The organism is Trichocoleus desertorum AS-A10, assembly GCF_039962155.1.
GTDB lineage: Bacteria > Cyanobacteriota > Cyanobacteriia > FACHB-46 > FACHB-46 > Trichocoleus.
On record NZ_JAMPKN010000017.1, the window covers coordinates 1 to 18,165 of the forward strand.

The window sequence follows — 18,165 nt, forward strand, 5'->3', positions numbered from 1 at the left end:
TCATGCACGGTTCTGCAGACCAGCGGGGTGGGTGACTGCTCCGCTGAGTTTAACTCAATGCCATTACTCTCTTGACTGCTAGCATCGGAATCTATGGAGCGAACTAAATTGCTAGTGGGAAAATATCCGTGATAGTTCGGTGCCAAATGTAACCGCCACAAGGCATTCTGGAATCGTCATCTGATGTTGGCAATTCAACGTTTACCTAGCCGCTATGCAGTCTTTAGTGCCTTCTCAAGCGTCTGATTTAGAAGAATTGATTAGCAGTATTTTCTTGTGTGGTAGCTTGACTGCAACAGAGTATCGATGGCTGATTACTCTGTCTACGGCCAGAGCGGCTCAAGAATCAGACAAAGTCTTAATTGCTCGAGTCTTGTATGGGATTCGCCACGGCCTCTTCGCCCTTGTATAGCAATGGAGTTAAACTCAGCGGAGCAGTCACCCACCCCGCTGGTCTTCAGAACCGTGCATGAAACTCGTCGCCTCACACGGCTCCTCAACCGCTCGGTGCTTGTCACGCAGACTTCGGTGCAATTGGTCATGGCAATGTCGATGCAATAACGCCAGATTGCTCTGCTGATAGTTGGTTGAGTTGCCGTCCACATGGTGAACTTCCATCAGATCCTCTGACTGAAAATACAATCCACACGATTGACACTTCCCTGATTGAGCTACCAATGGTTTGACGACGGTTGGCTTGATGGTCGCCAATATTGCATGCTAGCTCGATAGAACCATAACTTAGGCAATCTGCTTTTGGGAGATATTGCTTACAGGCATCAAGATTAAGCGCTTTAGCGGTTTTTTTAACGCTGCAAAGTTTTTACTCTAGGATCTGTGCCTATCTAGTCAGTTGCCCTGTAAGAATGGCCCAAAAAATCATTCTCACCTGTTTTCAACCGCCTTCAGACTTGCCCTTAGGCTACCAATTCTGTGAGGGCTCGGACTTGATTGCGTGTGAACTGCGGGAAGGTGAAACCTCAAGAGAAGCTTTGGCGAGAGCTAGGGATGTAGGTTTAACCGTCGTGGGTTGGAGCATGCCAATATTAAACCGCAAACTTTAATGACTGAGCGATCGCAGTGCTGGCTCAAGAAACCCTTAACTTGTATGTAGAAAATAGAACTTTGTTGTCACAAGCCTACACCACAATTAGCAAAGGTATAAAAATATACTTACTGATTTAGTAAACAGTTAAGCGATGACCGTATTAGCAGGCGAATGTTTGCTCTCTGAGGCAGGCCATTTCTACCGAGTCATAGAGGCCGCTGATGACGTTATTTCCCTAACCAGAGTCAACGGCTTTACAGTACTTGCCTTTAAAAGTCGTTCGATTCAAACTCTGTTCCGTTCTTGTACTTGCTCTGAAGCTGAAGACTCTGTCAAGGGATGGCTACCGATAGAGGCTGATTAGCTTTGTCATGACCTTTGACACCAGTACTCTGGATTGGGAAATATAACCCCGCATTGCTAACTGGACTTCTTTAGCAGTGCGATCGCCAGCAAGCTCAAGCTTGGAATTCCGTGTAGCTCACTATCCCAAGAGCAAAGGATGGAAAGGCTAAGAGGCTACTTCTAAAGTAAATCTGCAGCCATAGAGGTCATCACCAGATGCTGCTCCAGAGTGCAATTCAATCTGGAAGCACACAGTTCTATGTCCTCCAAGCCCTACTAAGAACTAATCTTGCAACACAGTTCTACGTCCTCCCAGCCCTACTAAGAACTAATCTTGCAAAAAGAACGCAAACTATGCATCCTGATGAACTCAGCACCTACAACTAAACAACTGATTTTAGGGTGAGCGCTGCTTCACTCAACTGTCGAGTGCTTACTTTCGTTTGCCCGATGCCACTTGCTGTTTGGCTCGCTCCTTGGTTGATGGCCATCATGGCATCCACAACCTGCTGAATCGCGATCGCCTGTTGCTTAGAGGTCAAAGAAATCTGTTGGTTACTTAAGGAAATATTGTTTGCCGCAGCCACAATGCTCTCAACAGTTTTTGTGCCTTCATCCGTCACCATGACTGTAGAGTGGGTAGCATTTTGAATCTCGCTGACGAGAGTGCCAATGCGATCCGCTGACTTGCGACTTTGGTCAGCCAGTTTTCGGATTTCTGTCGCAATGACTGCAAACCCTTTCCCTTGGTTTCCGGCACGTGACGCCTCGACAGCAGCATTCAGCGCGAGCATGTTGGTCTGATTCGCCAAATCACTCACCAAGGTAGAGATCGTGCCAATTTGGTTGGTTTGCTCGCTCAAATATAAAATTCGTTCGGCGATTTGCCCCACTTTTTCTCGCAAACTATTGCCATGTTGCTGCTCTACTTGACCCAAACCAGCGATTAAGTTCAACACTTGGCGCGCTTCAGCGGCGGCGGATTCTGCTTGCTCAGCAGATTTCTGAGAAGCGACACTCAGTTCATCCATGGCTACTGTAGTTTGGTTCACAGAAATGGCTTGCTGAGAGACGGTCTTCTCCTGCTGTTCTACAGCAATGGCAATCTCGGTCGACGAGCTCGCTACGGTCGCCACAATTTCATTAATTGTACGAGTAATGCGAGATGAAATCAGGCCACCTGTGGCAATGGCTAGCACAGTTGCAGCGATCGCCCCTAGGACAGCGGTGACCATCAAGGAGCGCATGGCAGATTCTGCGGCTTTGAGTCGCTGAGCTTGCAGCTTGTCCTCTTGAGTATTCAATCCCTGGAGTACCCTGCCTGCTTCGTCTATGAGGGGTAAGATGCGGCCTTTAACCAACTCTTGATTAGCTTCATTGACTTTGCCTACTTCAACTAAACCAATCAGATTGCGGTTAATTTCTGAAATTTGTTCACCCAAAACTTTTAACTGTTGCAACCGTTCAACCTGCTCGTCTCCGGAAGCAGAAATGATTGGTTCTAAAGTACTGATTCTGGCTTGATATTCTCGAACGCTAGCTTCGTAAGCTTGTGAGAAAACGTTATTTCGGGTCAGAAGATAGCCACGCAAATGAGTTTGACGCTTGTACAGATCGGTCTCCAGACGGTCAGTTTCTTGAACAATTTTGGCTCCTAGGCTGGTCTTCCGATTGTGCTCAATGACTTGTCTAGCATTAACCACAACGACGCCAGTTGTGGCGATCGTCAGTGCTAATGGGACTGCATAGCCCAACAAAATGCGCTCTCTCAGCTTGAGTTGATTAAAATCAATCATGATTTTTGCGAGATTTCTAAAAGAGCAGAGGCATTATTCACTCTTCTGCAACTCTTGAGAAACGATAAATAGCAGTGCTGTTGCAACAGTGTTTCCACCAACTTATCTAAGCAGTGCCCAACAAACTTGAGAGCTTTTACCGATTCTCTAGCAGGACTGACAGAAGAGGGTGATGTTCTAGACGTGTGGAAATGAGAGAATCTGGCAGGTAATTTTTTATCAATTTGTCTATGATTTTGGAACCTGTTCTTTGCCCAGAGTGTGGCACTGATGATGTGATTAAGCATGGTCGTTCTGGAGCAGGCAAACCACGTTACAAATGTCGGAATCGTGATTGCTGTCGTACTACCTTCATTCGAGCGTATAGCTATCGAGGCCATCTGCTTGAAGTCAAACAGCAAATTACTGATATGGCACTCAATGGGAGTGGGATTCGCGACACAGCACGAGTCCTCAGAATTAGCCCAACTCCAGTGAGCGAAACATTAAAAAAAAGCTCGTCACCTAAAGGCGATCCATGAAGCCCGTTTAGCCGAGATTGCACCCACTCAAACCATCGTGCAGTTGTGTAAATGGAAGGATGTGGAAGCTGGATTGGACGAGATGTGGAGCTTTGTTCAATCAAAGAAGCAGGAACGCTGGTTGTGGCATGCCCTTGACCACAATACAGGTGAGGTGTTGGCTTATGTGTTAGCAGATCACAAAGACGCAGCCTTCCTAGAACTTAAAGCTCTGTTAGCACCGTTTGGCATCACCCAGTTCTACACAGACAGGTGGGGAGCTTATGAACGCCATCTTGAACCCGTGTTTCATACGGTTGGCAAGGAGCACACTCAAACCATTGAGAGCAAACATCTGACCTTACGCACCAGAATTAAACGACTGGCTCGAAAAACCATTTGCTTTTCCAAGTCCACCTGGTTACATGATGTGGTCATTGGACTATTCATCAATCGCTACGAGTTTGGATACTCCATCTAGCTGTGATCCACATGTCTAAAACACTACCTGCGTGATCTTCAATACTTGCTGTTGAAAGATGCACAGACTTATCTATAGCGAGTGGCTAAGCTTCAAGCTGACTGTTTTATTGGGGGTACTTTCCGATTTATCGTTGGCTTACATGACCTTGACGGCAGTCGTTGGAGCAGTGACAGGGCTATATTTTGCCCTCTTGCTCGGTTTTGTAGTCTACCGCTTGGGAAACTCTAGAAACGATGATGAAGCAAATTTGATTCTCTCTTGTACGCTAGGGGGTTGGCTTGCTACCCTCTTACCGCTAGTCTTGGTAGCTAGCGTCGCAGTTTTTTGTAACCAGGAACCTGCGAGTTGCAGTTATCCCGTTTCATCTTCCGTAGCTGGCTGGGCCGTTTTAGCCGTTGGAGCTGTACCATTTTTAGGCGTAATCATAGGAGCAGTGACATACTGGCGATCGCTAAGAAGGCGGCAATAGACAAAGTAAGAACTCGCCAGTTTAGGCATCCTACAGACCTGCTAAAGCTTGCTTGCTGATCCCCCTCAGATGAGCAATCTTGCCTAAGGAGGAGACTGCGGGGTTACTTCTGTGACACAGCAATGCTTTTAGGACAAGGAATTGAACTAGAGAAGCTATTAGGGGATAGCGACAGGATACGATGCTGTTGGCGAATCAACCAGAGAAAAATTAATCACCAACTTTCATCCGATGACTGGTGCGAGTCTTGCCAAGTGGGATTGCCGTGTCCGAGCGAGGGGAGTGCCTTCTAGCCAAGCTATGACTCGTACCAAATTCATCGCAGCCGCTGTAACAAGATGCTGAAAATGAGCTTTGCTTAATCCAATGTAACGACATTGCCGCAAACCTAATGAGCGAACGCCTTGAGAGATAGTCCCTTCAACCCCTGCTCGAATCGCATATTGCTGCTTGAACTCCTTTGTGGTTTGCCGCACACGGGCCGCTTCTAAAGCTTGATATTCTTCTTGAATCTTGATCGTTAAGGTTCTCGCTTGATCTTTAGCACGGGTGCATTGGGAGCGCAAAGGGCACTTGAGACAAACTGAACGCTTAAACTCAATGTGAATAATGGGTTTGCCATAATAATCCTTTCCGGGTGTCCATAAATGACTGCGTTTGTGATTAGGACAACGCACCACCTTTCGTTTCCAGTCAATTTCAAAGTGAGATAAGTCAAAACCATCTTTGGCTTTAGCTTGCCATCCACTGGTGAGTGCAACCGGGCTTAACAAATCAATGCCAAAGTTTTGTTGGCTAGCCAACAACAAGTGTGCAGAGGTATACCCCTGATCAACGATATGTTGCTCAGGTAGGAGTTCTTTGTCTTTTAGAGCTTGATGGATTCGAGGAGTGGCTTCTTGATCTGCGGTGGTCGCTTCAGTGGTTTCAACATGGGTAATCAGTCGTGGTAGCGACTCATCACAACTTTCGCTGAGATGGACTTTGTATCCTGTCCACTCCGTGGATCGCTTGGTACTATATCGAGCTTCAGTATCTTGAGGTGACCGAATTCGTAATGCTCCTGGTGGGCTGTCTTTGGCTGTCCGTAACTGAACTGAACTGGTCGGTGCATAAAATTGTTGCAGCCACACCTGACGTAAGGTTTCTACAGCTACTAGGTTTTTGAGATGAGCGGGGACATGGTCTGCATAAATCGTATCCAGTAGGTGAAAGCCATCAGCCCCCATTCTGCTGGCTAATGCGTCCCACTCTGGAGGTGTTTTGGGAAACTGAGACTCTTCTAAACGGCTGCCATAACGGTCGTACCATTCATCTGGCACTTGTGCTTGTAACCACTCTGGTTCTACTTGAGCAATGGCATTGAGAGTATGCCTGAGTGTTTCTCCAATCAACTCTAAACGGGTGAGATCTCTGACTCTCGCAATCACATGCGTTGAGTCTGTTCGTTGTCGTCCATGCGCTTTCAATAATCCCTTTTGTTGAAATTGCTGCAACAACATCTCTAATAGTTGCTGTTCTGTGCCACTGGTTCGTAGTCGATCTCGAAACTCACTCAATACTGAAAAGTCAAATCCAATGTCAGTTAGCTCTAAAGACAGGGCATATTTCCAATCGATTCGAGCGTGAACGGCATCGGCTGCTTGACGGTCCGACAAGTTCTCAGCAAACTGCATGACGGTAATCAAGGCAAGTCGCCAAGGAGTTTGAGCAGCATGCCCACAGTTGGGATACAGCTGAGCGAAATCTTGATCGCTAAAAAAGACTCCCAGTTCATCCCGCATTCGTATGTAGCGGTTCCCTTTAGGGAAGGCAGCACGAGCTACACGAGCCGTTTCTTCGGGGATAGGAGGAACAGCTTGAGGTTGAAGCGACATGGATAAACCCTCCTCAAGAAATGGTCTTGGTAAGATTTTCTCTCCCAAGCTTGGGGTAGACCTGGGTTATCCAGCATTTCTTCAAAACAAGATTTTAGTGATTGATTTTTCTCTGCTCGATTCGCCAACAGCATCGTATCCTGTCGCTATCCCTCTTAGAGGAAAATGGCCTTTTTTACACAAATCGCTGCAGACCTCCAAAACCGCCAGGGTCAGGTTCTATAAAAAACGATCGCTCCTACTTCTACCTAGCAGGACGATCGCTTACCTTTTGAAACTTGAATTTACTTTAGCTTGGATCAGACTCCCCCTAACGGCCCTGCATCAAATCGGTACAAATCTCTTAGTGCCCCTTTGCATCAGTGCTAGATATGATTGACGAGTCCCTCTCGTGCCCTTGAGAACTTAAGATAAAACTCAGTTGGGGATTGAGTAGGCAAGCTATGCGCGTGGTAGGGATTGAGGCTGAATCCGAAATTGTCTGGCTGCAAGACATCACCCATACAGACTATGTCCGAGAGGAGACCTGGTCTACAGCCGAGCCCTACTGTCCTCCACCAAAAATTTATGAGCAAACAGTTGTAGGCTACTCTGTCCTGAAGCTAGGAATTAAAACTGAGCACGGTGTTTATACACGTCGTCTCTTTACTCTGAGACCTCATGATCGTTTTTACGACTCACGGGGCATTTACCAAAAGAGTTTTCCAGTGGAAGCAGTTGACCCTAAAACGGTTCAGCCTGGGATTAGAGGAGTAAAGACAGACAAAGTAAAAGGTTAATGTAAACCCGATAATCAGCAATAGAAGCGCACGAGCAATTTCTGTAAATCTGCGTTAGCAACGCCTATGAGAGTGAGGTCTAGCCTTAGTCAGCCGAAAACAGGCGATCGCTTTTTGAGCTTGAAAACATCAACAAGGATGCTAAGCGCCTTTGTAGCGAATGCTATTTCTGTATGGATGCGGCCATTCTTCAGGCTTTGCGGGGTTGCCTAATTGGAATTTTGATCCAAAAGTCTGCTCCTTGGCCAGGTTCGGATGAACATTCGAGAACACCACCGTGTTTATCCACGACAATCTGATAACTGATGGAAAGCCCCAACCCTGTTCCCTGACCAACCGATTTGGTTGTGAAGAACGGGTCAAAAATTCGGCTTTTCACTGCTTGCGGAATTCCTAGTCCGTTATCGCTGATCCGGATTGCAATATAGGGAGAATCAGCTGCAACCAATGTCTGAATGGTAATTTGCCCAGCCGGTGCATCTGAAGTTTGCGCCCTCGCTTGTTCAATCGCATCAATGGCATTACTCAATACATTCATGAATACTTGGTTGAGTTCTCCGGGAAAACATTCAACCGGTGGTAGCGGGGAATATTGTTTGATGACCTCAATCTCTGGATGCTCTGACTGATGCCTGAGTCGGTGTTGCAGCATCAGGAGGGTACTTTCAATGCCTTCGTGAATATCGACTGCTTTCATCTCAGCCTGATCCAGACGAGAGAAATTGAGCAAAGATACAACGATTTGACGAATGCGGTCGGCTCCGATTTTCATCGAGCCCAAGAGCTTGGGCAAATCTGCGGTGATGAAGTCGAGGTCGATCGCGGCTGCCTGTTCTTGAACTTTAGCACTCGGATGAGGATGTTCTTGTTGATAAAGCTGGATCAGGTCGAGTAAGTCTTGGGTATACTCGCGGGCAGGGGTCAGATTACCATGAATAAAATTCACTGGGTTGTTAATTTCATGAGCAATCCCCGCCACAAGTTGCCCCAGGCTCGAAATTTTTTCAGTTTGAATCAGCTGACTTTGAGTTCTGCGTAACGCTTCTAACGTTTGCGACAGTTGTTCTGTCTGTTGTCGGGTTTGGGTCAACAGTTCTGCTTGCTGCAGAGCCATGCCTAGTTGAGCGGCTGCCTGAGCCAGAAACTGGACTTCTGAGGGTTCCCACTGCCGAGTCGTCGAGTGCTGATAAGCTGCGAGTAATCCCCATAGGCTTTGCCCTACAAAAATAGGTGCGATCGCAAACGCTTGAACTTGAAATTGTTTCAGGATATCAACATGGCAAGGATACAACCCAGCCCGCTGAATGTCATCAACAGCGAAGGTTTCATTGTTGCGGTAGCGTCCTCCTTGAGTAATTTTCAAATAGGTATCATCCCAAACTAGGTTCTCCCCTAGCTTGAGAACGCCTTGCCATTCTGGGGTTACCACCTCAAAGTCATGAACAAAGGCTCCACCCCAGTCTGCATTAAAGCGGTAGACAGCGACTCGTTCTACATGCAGCAATTGACCCACTTCTTGAGTCGTCGTACAAAAAATGGTCTCAGACGTTAAGGATTCTCGAATTTTCGTGACGACCTCCAGCAAAGACTGTTGCTGCTCAGCAGCCTGTTGCAGCTTGGCGGTACGCTCCTGGACTTGCTGCTCTAGTCCAGCATTCATGGCTTGCAACTGCCACTGAATTTGATGATGCAAAATGGCGGCAGCAAAGTGGCTCGATAGAGACTGAGCCAGCTCAATGTTGCTGGGCATCCAAGGAAGGGCTTGCCCTATTTTGGCTTCCTTCCAGGTAGCAAAGGAGAGTCGAGCCCGCTCTTGTCGCTGGTCTGGATCAACCTCTCCTGCCCATAGAGTTTCCGTTGCAATCTCATCTCGAAAGACACTCAAGTAGCCCAAGCAGTGCTGCCCATATTCCAGCGGCACCATAAGCACACTTCGAATGGTCGTTGGTTGAAAGAAAGGCTGAAGCGGGAGGAGCTCAGGAATCTGATAGAGATCCGGGACCGCCCAAACATTCTGCTCGTTCGATTGCAAGTAATCTTGAAGCACCCGTGATTGCTCCCAGGGCTCTGGGACAAACTGCTCTGACATTACGGGCTGAGTCCCCGTGACATAAAGCTTGACTGCCTGCGTTGCAGTCTCCTGAAACTTCACTAGATGTCCGCTCACGCTATCTTGAGTTTCAAAGGCAGTGGGTTTGACATAGAGCCGACCTCCACACCCCTGTAGTGCTGTAACTGCTGCTTCTAAGGCTGCTTGTAAATCTTTGGGAGCGCGAGAACGCAGTAGGGTGGCAATTTGATTGACGATCGCTTCTGAATGAGCTTTTTCGCGAGTTTGCATCAATAGAGATGATTGAGCGATCGCGACTGCTAGTTGATCGACGACCATCTGCACTGCTTGTAGTTCTGAGGCAGGGATGGAGCGTGACTCTGAGTGATGAGAGACCAACAAGCCCCAGAGCTGTTCATAGTGGAGAATAGGTACCACCACAGAGGACTGGACCCCCATCGCTAGCAAATATTCTACGTGACAAGGATCAACCGTACGATATTGCAGATCATCAGGAACCACTTCGCCCGTCTCTGGATCGCGCAAGAAGCTTTGACCAATTTGATGAGCTTTCACATCAACGACTGATTTCACCTTTGCTTTGACGAATAACCGACGGGTATGAGGAGGAATATCGTCGGACGGGAAATTGAGTCCCAAGAGAGATGGGAGCCGATGGTTTTGAATCGACTCTGCTACCACTTGACCGCTGCCATCGGGGTGAAACTTGTAAATCATCACCCGATCCGTTTCCAGGAATGAACAGACTTCTGCTGCCGTTGCGGCCAGAATATCAGGCAACTCCAGCGACTGCAGGATGCGGTTGGTAGTTCGATGCAGCAAACCTTCCAGACTAACTCGGTCTCGTAATTTCGCAGCAGGTCTTACGTTCATTGGTGATTACCGAGCAGTTTCAGCTCAGGCCGCAACCCCCTGGAAGTGGCTTGAGCTGTTGACTTAAGATTCCCTAGTTAAACTTTTGATGAAAGTTAGTTACAAAGATTTATTTTCCGAAAAAAACTGTAACTGTTGGTGCAGTTCTGCCCGCTCAACCATGATGCCGAGTTGCATCGCAATTCGTTTGAGGAGCACAACTTCTGTTTGTTGCCAGTGTCGGGGCTGCCTACATTCGTGAGCGATCAGCAAACCCCACAAGGTTTCACATTGCATAATCGGGACGACCAGATTGGCCCGCACCTCAAATCGAGCGAGTAGATCGATGTGGCAAGGAGCCAACACGCTTTGGTAAATATCATCAATCGCTCTGGTCCGCCCCGCTTGGTAGTACTGGACATAGTGTTCCTGAAAACAGCGGTCTTCAACTGGAATGCCGCGCAGGGGTATCCAAGGTTTTGTCACAGATTCTGCGGCAATGACCCCACTCCAATCTGGCTCAAAGCGATAGATGATGAGGCGATCGACCCGCAAGAGTTGGCGGGTCTGAGTGACTGCCAAATCGAGAATTTCCTCAGCTCGTCGTAAGCGACCCAGTTGCTCCATCATCTCAGCGGCCTGCTGTTCCTGCGACACCTGGAATTGCAGGGCTCCTTCAATTTGCTTGTGTTTGAGGAGTTGTTGGGCCTGTTCTCGCACCGTGATTTCTAGGCATTGAGTCTGTTGCACGACTTTTTCTAGTTGCTGTTCTACCACCTCAGAGCCAGCGGATGAGCTGACGCTGGTTGCCAACATCTGTGAAAACAGCGGCTCGGCCCCAGGTAGAGTCAATGAGTCAAATAAACGCTCGGTGGTGCTAGCTTGAAGTAGTTCAGTCATCGTATCAGCGGGTAACGGCTTGCTGAATAGGTATCCTTGAGCTGTTTGACACGAGAGCGATCGCAAAAACTCAAGTTGCTCGACGGTTTCTACTCCCTCTGCTAATACCTTGAGATGCAACCCTTGCCCCAGCGCAATCACCGCTTTGGCGATCGCGGCATCACTCGGGTCACTGATCAAATCTCGGACAAAGGACTGGTCGATTTTGAGCGTGTGCAAGGGGAAATGTTTGATGGAGTTCAACGAAGAGTAACCCGTGCCAAAGTCATCCATCGCAATCTGAATGCCCATCTGCCACAGTTCTTGCAGCACGGCCACGGTCAGTTCGATATCTTGCATGGCAATGCTCTCGGTAATCTCCAATTCGAGATAACACGGCTCTGTCTGGGTTGCTTGCAAGGTTTGCCTGATCGTTTTGACTAAATCGCGTTGCTGAAACTGTCGAGCTGAGAGATTAACTGCAATTCGGATGGGAGGCAGCCCTGCTGCACACCAAGCTTGATGCTGCTCACAAGCCGTTCTCATCACCCACTCTCCAATCGGGCAAATCAATCCTGTCTCTTCGGCAATGGGAATGAACTGATTGGGGGGAATCAACCCCAGCTGTGGATGCTGCCACCGAATCAGAGCTTCGAGGCTAATGATCTCACCCGTGTTGAGATCAACTTGAGGCTGGTAGTACAGCAAAAATTCGTCTTTGGCGAGAGCTTTACGAAGGTCTGTTTCCAGCTCCAACTGCTCCCGAGCTTTGGTGTTCATCTCGGGTGAGTAGAACTGGCAGTTGTTTCGTCCTTGCTGCTTTGCCCGGTACATCGCCGTGTCCGCATTCTTCAGGAGAACGTCTGCATCTTCCCCATCGTAGGGAAAGAGGGCAATGCCTAAACTGGCACTGATATAAAGCTCTTGCGCTTCGATAAAGAAGGGTGTGGTCAGGACTTCCAAAAGTCTATGAGCAATCTTGCTAATGTCCTCGATATAGGTAATGTGGGGAAAAAGCAGGGTGAATTCATCGCCGCCCCAGCGGGCTACGATGTCCCATTGTCTCAAACATGCTTGTAGGCGCTGCGTGACTTGCTTTAGCAACTGGTCTCCCACGGCATGACCTAAGGTGTCGTTCACCGTTTTGAAGCGGTCTAAGTCTAAGAAGGCAACCGCGAGCATCTCACCGCGCTGTTGGACCCTCAGGAGGGCTAGGGACAGTTGTTCATCAAACAGCAGACGGTTGGGTAACTGGGTGAGGCGATCATGAGAGGCTTCATGCCGCAGCATCGCTTCCACTCGCTTTTGCATCACTGCCATGTAGACGTGAATGCCAATCGTCTGGGCTAATTTAACTTCATCGGGTTGCCATTGGGGGCTCTGATTCGTCTTGACTTCGCACCAAGCCTCGAATGACTGTCGCGGCCGGGAATTGCGCTTGTCTGAGTTGTGGCGACCCGCCCAAAGGATTTCAGTGTCATAGCCATCGCGGAAGATGGTCAGCCACCCCACACACTGATGATGATACTGGAGGGGCACAATCAAGACAGAGTGGATAGCAGTGTCTGTAAAGGCCTCTGCCAGTTTGCCCCACTGGTTCACTTGAGAGAGGTCTAGGACACAGGGGAAAGGAATCCCACTGGCAGACAAATCACAACGATTCATCGAGCTAGAGGGAATGAGCGATCGCCCCACATGCTCCCAAGCAGTAATCACCTCTTCGTGACTGGGCTTGGCACTGCTAGTCGTTTCTTGCCAGTTCATCAACCCTTGCCAAGACTCACTCTCCTCCAGACCACTAGTAGAACTGGGTTGGGAGCCCGTAGTGTAGAGTTGGGTTGCGGCATTGGCAGATTCCGCTGCTAAGTAGAGCCGCCCCCCTGAACCGCCTAACGCTTTGACGGTTTCTGCCAAAACAGTTTGGCGAATTTCTGCCAGGTTGAGTGGGCTGTGCAACAAGCTGCTAATCTGATTGACCGTCACTTCGTAATGAGCTTGCTGCTGCACTTGCTGCAATAGATTCGACTGAGCAATGGCGATGGAGACCTGATCCACTAGCAGTTGCACGATCTGGATCTCCCGCTCTGAAAAAGAACGTGGCTCCGTATGATGAATGGCGAACAGCCCCCACAGCTGATTGAGATGCACGATGGGGACGGTTAAGGAAGCTAAGACCCCCATTTGAATCAGGTATTGGACATGGCAAGCGTCCACGGGCGCGTAACGGACATCTTCGACAGTTAGGGGTTCCTTGGTATCTGAGTGGTCAAGTTGACTTAGAATCTTTCGCTGAGCCGTCACATCCACAATGACGCGTTGTCTGGCTTTGAGAAACAAGTCACGGGCCTGCTCAGGAATATCACTAGCCGGAAAATGCAAGCCCAGCAAGGAGGGCAATCGTTGGTCCGCAATGGACTCGGCAATCACGGCTCCACTCGCATCTGGCTCAAAGCGATAGATCTTAACGCGGTCAATGTTGAGGAAGGCGCGGATTTCTTGAGCAGCTGTGGAGAGAATATCTGGCAGCTCTAGGGATTGACGAATGCGATTGCTAATCCGATAGAGCAAGTGCTCTTGCTGGAAACTCTGCTCAGAAATTTGTTGGACCATCGCCGTTCCTTCCCGGTGACCTGGCAGTTGTCAGATCACCGCAATGCTTTCTCCTTCAGTATGGGAAGTTGGTAAACTATGCTACTAAATTCTCAGGAAACTTCATGAATTTGGCTCATCCTTCAAACTCTCTTGATACAAGCAACAGCAGCAACTCAATCCGCTGATGTCAGGAATTAGCCAGCTTGACGTCTATTTCATAAGCTGGGCAAGGCAATGCGACCATCAAAATATTAAAAGCTGAGGATCGCGATCGCCCCCTCCAGTTGCAGCTCCGACACCTCAAAGTACTGTTAAAGTGCCTGTAAGCTACGATGTCCTGATATATCTCCTGAATCACCTGCAGCGTTATCCCTACGCTACTCATCTGGGTCAAAGGTGTATGTCTGAAACTATGGGTACTGACCCCCACTAGCCCCAGGCGATCGCTTGTCTACAGCCTGGACTCTTGGTACGGATGGTTTATCAGGCACTTCTGAACGTTCGCCGCTCCTAAAAGAGGGGCGGTCAGACTGGTGATAGTTAACGATCGATGCCGCCCTAATCGTTTCTTGAGTTATTGATTATGCGGCATTTCAATGAATACAACTCTCTCATCAGTTCCTGTGACTTTGTAAAGCTTTGGGTCTGACAAGGCAGAAACATCAGTGACGCTGATCCACCAGCTACCATCTCGATGCTGCCAGCCAAAAACGCATGTCTGACCAAAAGTTGAAAGTGCAGCTGTTAAGGTTCCCAGTCTACTCAGATTTGAAGCGGTCCTATCCACGATTGAGTTATTACATCCCTAGGTAAATAAGTTGGGGTTCTAAGCTGGTTTTTGAGTATACAGCTAGTACCTCGTTCCAGTAGAACAATGCTGCTCTTATTAGCTTGGGCGAGAGTATAATAGTTTCGGTCCTCAAGCCCAAGCAGCGATCGCAGAAGCTTTAAGTCAAACCCTAATTCGCCTGGGCATATCAGTGATAGCTCCACATCTTAGGTTCTAAGCACATGTGGATTCAACATAATTTCCTTACCTAAGAGGATACTTCCTCAACCAGTCGCTTGTAATCCAGCTAGAGTTATCCTTTGCTGCTTCTCTTCTTACCAGCTCAAGAACTTTTGATGGGGCGATACTCAGAGTTAGGAGAATGAATCAAGCTTTACCACTCCAAGACTTATGGGTGCTGCTGGTAGAAGATGAGCCTTCTATTGCTGAGGTATTCACCTTAATTCTGGAAGATGCGGGAGCACGAGTAATCGCCGCCACTTCCGGTACTGAAGCCTTGAACATATTAGGCTCTTTTGTTCCCCACGTGCTCATCAGTGATACTCACCTGCCTGATATTGATGGCTGGTTGCTGCTGGCACGGGTGAAGGCTTTGGAGGTAGAACGAGGAATCTACGGGATTCCTGCGATCGCTATCACAGCTCATGATTCGACCTGGCTAGAGCAAGAGCATAAGGCCCGGTCTGTAGCAGCCAGGTTTCAGAAGTACCTGCACAAACCAGTAGAGCTTCAGAACCTCGTAGATGCGGTGGCTGAGTTAGGTCATCCTCAGAAGCATTAGGAATTTTTGACTGCCACTTTTCCTGGCGCACGATTGATCTAGATGCTGGCTGAACTTCCCCAGCCATGAAAATCAGTCTCCTAGCACTTTTTCTTGGAATTCAGCTTGATGGGCAAAGATACAAAAAACTCGAGTTATGCTAGTCAGCTCTAGAAGCATCTTGACTTGATCACTCGAGCATAAAAACAGGTGCCCCTCAACAGTACGAACATCTTTGAGAATCATGACCAACATTTCCAAGCCATGACTATCCATAAACTTCACTGCTTGGAGGTTAATCAAAAAGGTCTTAATTCCTACCTTAAGGGCATCCTGGATTTTCGCGCGAAGGTGATTAGCGGCGGCACCGACCAGCAATGAAGGAGGATAGGAGATTACTACGGGGTTAAATTTCATAGAGAGCTGTCTGGTAAGTTGAAGGTGCAATTCCCTGCACTTTAGTCCTAAGCCCTAAAAATTGTTGCAAGGGCTGAAAAACTTTTGAGCTTAAGGGTGGTTCAATTGTTTCTTACGCAACTAATCTACTAGCAAGTGGCCATACCTTAAAACCTCAAAGCCGCGATCGCGCCCTTCATCTGCAACTCGGACACCTCTAGATACCGTTGAAGTGGCTGCAAGCTACGGTGCTGGAACCACAATCAATTCCCTACTCCAATTTTGGCTAATCAGCCTGTTATCCAAGGCTTTTCCTTATGTATTCAGTTGTACTGTTCAGCGATCGCTACTTCATGATTAGCTAGAGGGCTTTTTCGATTGACGCATAGGCACCTCGATCACAAATTCTGTGCCTTCCCCTGGAGCCGAAATACACTCCAGTGAGCCGCCATGCTTTTCTACCACAATTTGATAGCTAATCGACATGCCCAACCCCGTTCCTTTGCCCACAGGTTTAGTGGTGAAAAAGGGATCTAACAACCGCTGCTGTACGGATGCACTCATGCCAGGACCATTATCCGCAATTTGCACTACAACGCGATCGCTCCCCCTTTGCAGAGTGCGAATCGTAATCGTTGGTGCTAGTTTCTTGTCTGTGGCGTCTAGCTGAGCTGAATACTCATCCAACGCATCGATGGCATTGGTGAGAATATTCATAAAAACTTGGTTGAGTTGGCCACTATAACATTCGACGAGTGGTAACTTGCCATACTCCTTAATCACCTGAATCGCTGGATGTTCTGGTTTGGCTTTGAGGCGATTTTGCAGAATCATCAACGTGCTATCGATGCCTTCATGAATGTTTACATCTTTGACCTCTGCTTCATCTAGGCGAGAGAAATTCCGCAAGGACTGCACAATATCTCGAATGCGGTCGGCCCCTACTTTCATAGAGGTCAGTAATTTAGGCAAGTCTTCCTGTAAAAACTCCAAGTCAATTTCTTCAGCTTGAGCTTGAAGTTTGGTCGGGATATCAGGAAACTGTGCTTGGTAGGAGCCCAGCAAGGCTAGTAAATCTTGAGTGTACTGGCTGGCATGGACCAGATTGCCATGAATGAAATTGACTGGATTGTTAATTTCGTGAGCCACTCCCGCTACGAGCTGTCCCAAGCTGGACATTTTTTCACTATGGACTAGCTGGCTCTGAGCTTGTTGTAACTCCCGCAACGTGGCTTGAAGATGACCGTTGTTTTGGTGCAATTCTTCAGTGCGCTGAGCGACTCGGAACTCTAACTCTGCGTTGGTTTTCTCTAAAGCTGTAAACGAATCACGTAACTGCTGAGCCATTTGGTGAAAGGACAGCGACAAAATGGATAGCTCATCTAAGCCCGCTACCTGCAAATCTGACTCAAGATTCAGAGCTTCACCTGTAGCCACTTGATTCGCAGCACCAGTTTTTTGGGCTTCGATCGCTCTTAACTGATGACATTCTTCTAAAATTGGTTGCAGGCGATGGTTAAGTTGCCGCACAAACAAAGCCACCACTAAGGCGAGGACAGCGCCTGCTCCCAAAGCCCCTGCAATCGTGATGCTTAAGACTGGCCCTAAGACTAGAGAGCGTGGTACGACGGCTAACATCAGCCAGTTAGTATTCGAGACTCTGCGATAAGCCCAAAACTGCCCTTTTGCTTGAATGAGGCCAGCTTGCCCAGTTTGTAACTGAGGCCAAATGTCTTTAAGCGCTTGTATGTGTTGATAGTTCGCTCGAATTTTGGCTTTTTCTGGATGAGGAGGATAAGCCAACAAGTTGCCTTGTTCACTCAGAATGACAAAATAACCTCCACCACGAGTCACAGCGGCTTGAACTTGTTCACCGAGCGCAGTGACGTTGACATCTTCTCCTACAACGCCAAGTAGCTTACCACTGTCACTATGAAAAGGAGTCATCAGGCTAGTCATAGTGATACCGTACCAATCAAACGGTTCTAACCAAACTGTTTTTCCTTGGGCGATAGGGACTTTGTAGTATTCTTTTTCTGGATATTGATCATCAGCAAACAACTCTGAATAACGAATATGGCCATAGGGAGGGGGTAAGCGTTCTCCGATCGCCCCTGAGGTCCCTTGATCTACATAAAAATAGGGATAGAACCACTGTTGACTCGGAACAATCTGGCCAGACGTCTGGCCAAAGCCAACTCCCATCGTTAGTTTTGGCCGTTTTTGAAAAAATTCAAAGGCTATTTTCTTATAAGCTTCTGGATCGTTAATCCCCAAATCCTCCAAGGTCTTCACTGCTACTGCTAGACCCGTGCTCGATTCTTCAGCCTCAGTGAGCTGTGCTTCAACCGACTTGACCTGGGTGTCAAGAGTCGCTTGAATTTGCTCTTTCGCCCTACTTTCAGAAGCTTGATAGAACAAATAGGACATGCCTCCCAACCCCACAAGGGCTCCGCTTAAAACATACAAAAATAAGCGCGAGCCAATAGAACGCCTCCCCCTAGACCTGAGCCCAGCAGATGACTTG

At 48.1% G+C, this 18,165-nt stretch carries 15 protein-coding genes; 8 read left to right on the forward strand and 7 right to left on the reverse strand.

Going from position 1 to position 18,165, the window contains the following annotated elements; translation table 11 throughout:
• The first annotated feature begins 214 nt into the window (after positions 1-214).
• Complete coding sequence (locus tag NDA01_RS19680; protein WP_348229282.1) at positions 215-412, forward strand: hypothetical protein; 198 nt, start codon at positions 215-217, stop codon at positions 410-412.
• Between the two features lie 26 nt (positions 413-438).
• Here NDA01_RS19680 and NDA01_RS19685 read toward each other — a convergent pair whose 3' ends face one another.
• On the reverse strand, positions 439-711 hold the full coding sequence (locus NDA01_RS19685) for an HNH endonuclease (protein WP_348229283.1): 273 nt from the start codon (positions 709-711) through the stop codon (positions 439-441).
• Positions 712-866: 155 nt separating this feature from the next.
• Between NDA01_RS19685 and NDA01_RS19690 the strand changes: the two genes are divergently transcribed.
• Both NDA01_RS19690 and NDA01_RS19695 read left to right on the forward strand, forming a co-directional pair.
• The gene (locus NDA01_RS19690) at positions 867-1,064 is read left to right on the forward strand and encodes a hypothetical protein (protein WP_348229284.1); all 198 of its coding nucleotides are present in this window, start codon (positions 867-869) and stop codon (positions 1,062-1,064) included.
• A gap of 135 nt (positions 1,065-1,199) precedes the next feature.
• Positions 1,200-1,412 (forward strand): hypothetical protein, encoded by a 213-nt coding sequence (locus NDA01_RS19695; RefSeq protein ID WP_348229285.1) that lies wholly within the window; start codon positions 1,200-1,202, stop codon positions 1,410-1,412.
• Between the two features lie 364 nt (positions 1,413-1,776).
• On the opposite strand, the gene NDA01_RS19700 is transcribed toward NDA01_RS19695, so the two are convergent.
• A complete protein-coding gene (locus NDA01_RS19700; RefSeq protein ID WP_348229286.1) occupies positions 1,777-3,189 on the reverse strand; it encodes a methyl-accepting chemotaxis protein in 1,413 nt (470 codons plus the stop codon).
• Between the two features lie 230 nt (positions 3,190-3,419).
• On the opposite strand from NDA01_RS19700, the gene NDA01_RS31940 reads away from it, so the two are divergent.
• Together NDA01_RS31940 and NDA01_RS19715 are read left to right on the forward strand one after the other, a co-directional pair.
• A protein-coding gene (locus NDA01_RS31940) for an IS1 family transposase (RefSeq protein ID WP_431193462.1) occupies positions 3,420-4,170 on the forward strand; the annotation gives its coding sequence in 2 pieces (ribosomal slippage) (positions 3,420-3,689 and positions 3,691-4,170; 750 coding nt in all).
• 58 nt (positions 4,171-4,228) lie between these two features.
• Entirely contained in the window at positions 4,229-4,642 is a 414-nt protein-coding gene (locus tag NDA01_RS19715; RefSeq protein WP_348229289.1) for a hypothetical protein, read from the forward strand.
• A gap of 224 nt (positions 4,643-4,866) precedes the next feature.
• Here NDA01_RS19715 and NDA01_RS19720 read toward each other — a convergent pair whose 3' ends face one another.
• Positions 4,867-6,519 (reverse strand): IS1182 family transposase, encoded by a 1,653-nt coding sequence (locus NDA01_RS19720; RefSeq protein ID WP_348229290.1) that lies wholly within the window; start codon positions 6,517-6,519, stop codon positions 4,867-4,869.
• On the opposite strand from NDA01_RS19720, the gene NDA01_RS19725 reads away from it, so the two are divergent.
• Both NDA01_RS19725 and NDA01_RS19730 read left to right on the forward strand, forming a co-directional pair.
• Complete coding sequence (locus tag NDA01_RS19725; RefSeq protein ID WP_348229291.1) at positions 6,518-6,898, forward strand: hypothetical protein; 381 nt, start codon at positions 6,518-6,520, stop codon at positions 6,896-6,898. The genes NDA01_RS19720 and NDA01_RS19725 overlap by 2 nt on opposite strands.
• Positions 6,899-6,962: 64 nt before the next feature.
• On the forward strand, positions 6,963-7,298 hold the full coding sequence (locus NDA01_RS19730) for a DUF6009 family protein (RefSeq protein WP_348229292.1): 336 nt from the start codon (positions 6,963-6,965) through the stop codon (positions 7,296-7,298).
• A 190-nt stretch (positions 7,299-7,488) separates the two neighbouring features.
• Here the strand turns inward: NDA01_RS19730 and NDA01_RS19735 are convergent, their stop codons facing one another.
• Positions 7,489-10,242: a GAF domain-containing protein gene (locus NDA01_RS19735; protein WP_348229293.1), complete on the reverse strand. Its 2,754-nt coding sequence runs from the start codon at positions 10,240-10,242 to the stop codon at positions 7,489-7,491.
• Between the two features lie 99 nt (positions 10,243-10,341).
• Positions 10,342-13,710, reverse strand: a complete 3,369-nt coding sequence (locus NDA01_RS19740) for an EAL domain-containing protein (RefSeq protein ID WP_348229294.1) — start codon at positions 13,708-13,710, stop codon at positions 10,342-10,344.
• A 1,133-nt stretch (positions 13,711-14,843) separates the two neighbouring features.
• Between NDA01_RS19740 and NDA01_RS19745 the strand changes: the two genes are divergently transcribed.
• Positions 14,844-15,263 (forward strand): response regulator, encoded by a 420-nt coding sequence (locus NDA01_RS19745; protein ID WP_348229295.1) that lies wholly within the window; start codon positions 14,844-14,846, stop codon positions 15,261-15,263.
• Between the two features lie 72 nt (positions 15,264-15,335).
• Here the strand turns inward: NDA01_RS19745 and NDA01_RS19750 are convergent, their stop codons facing one another.
• Complete coding sequence (locus NDA01_RS19750) at positions 15,336-15,659, reverse strand: STAS domain-containing protein (protein ID WP_348229296.1); 324 nt, start codon at positions 15,657-15,659, stop codon at positions 15,336-15,338.
• Between the two features lie 336 nt (positions 15,660-15,995).
• Positions 15,996-18,068: an ATP-binding protein gene (locus tag NDA01_RS19755; RefSeq protein ID WP_348229297.1), complete on the reverse strand. Its 2,073-nt coding sequence runs from the start codon at positions 18,066-18,068 to the stop codon at positions 15,996-15,998.
• Positions 18,069-18,165 lie beyond the last annotated feature (97 nt).

What these genes read in the sequence shown, in the direction of transcription:
- NDA01_RS19680 (WP_348229282.1), top strand. Translation starts at nt 215, where the DNA reads ATGCAGTCTTTAGTGCCTTCTCAAGCGTCTGATTTAGAAGAATTGATT.
- NDA01_RS19690 (WP_348229284.1), top strand. Translation starts at nt 867, where the DNA reads ATGGCCCAAAAAATCATTCTCACCTGTTTTCAACCGCCTTCAGACTTG.
- NDA01_RS19695 (WP_348229285.1), top strand. Translation starts at nt 1,200, where the DNA reads ATGACCGTATTAGCAGGCGAATGTTTGCTCTCTGAGGCAGGCCATTTC.
- NDA01_RS19700 (WP_348229286.1), bottom strand. Translation starts at nt 3,189, where the DNA reads ATGATTGATTTTAATCAACTCAAGCTGAGAGAGCGCATTTTGTTGGGC.
- NDA01_RS19715 (WP_348229289.1), top strand. Translation starts at nt 4,229, where the DNA reads ATGCACAGACTTATCTATAGCGAGTGGCTAAGCTTCAAGCTGACTGTT.
- NDA01_RS19725 (WP_348229291.1), top strand. Translation starts at nt 6,518, where the DNA reads ATGGATAAACCCTCCTCAAGAAATGGTCTTGGTAAGATTTTCTCTCCC.
- NDA01_RS19720 (WP_348229290.1), bottom strand. Translation starts at nt 6,519, where the DNA reads ATGTCGCTTCAACCTCAAGCTGTTCCTCCTATCCCCGAAGAAACGGCT.
- NDA01_RS19730 (WP_348229292.1), top strand. Translation starts at nt 6,963, where the DNA reads ATGCGCGTGGTAGGGATTGAGGCTGAATCCGAAATTGTCTGGCTGCAA.
- NDA01_RS19735 (WP_348229293.1), bottom strand. Translation starts at nt 10,242, where the DNA reads ATGAACGTAAGACCTGCTGCGAAATTACGAGACCGAGTTAGTCTGGAA.
- NDA01_RS19740 (WP_348229294.1), bottom strand. Translation starts at nt 13,710, where the DNA reads ATGGTCCAACAAATTTCTGAGCAGAGTTTCCAGCAAGAGCACTTGCTC.
- NDA01_RS19745 (WP_348229295.1), top strand. Translation starts at nt 14,844, where the DNA reads ATGAATCAAGCTTTACCACTCCAAGACTTATGGGTGCTGCTGGTAGAA.
- NDA01_RS19750 (WP_348229296.1), bottom strand. Translation starts at nt 15,659, where the DNA reads ATGAAATTTAACCCCGTAGTAATCTCCTATCCTCCTTCATTGCTGGTC.
- NDA01_RS19755 (WP_348229297.1), bottom strand. Translation starts at nt 18,068, where the DNA reads ATGTCCTATTTGTTCTATCAAGCTTCTGAAAGTAGGGCGAAAGAGCAA.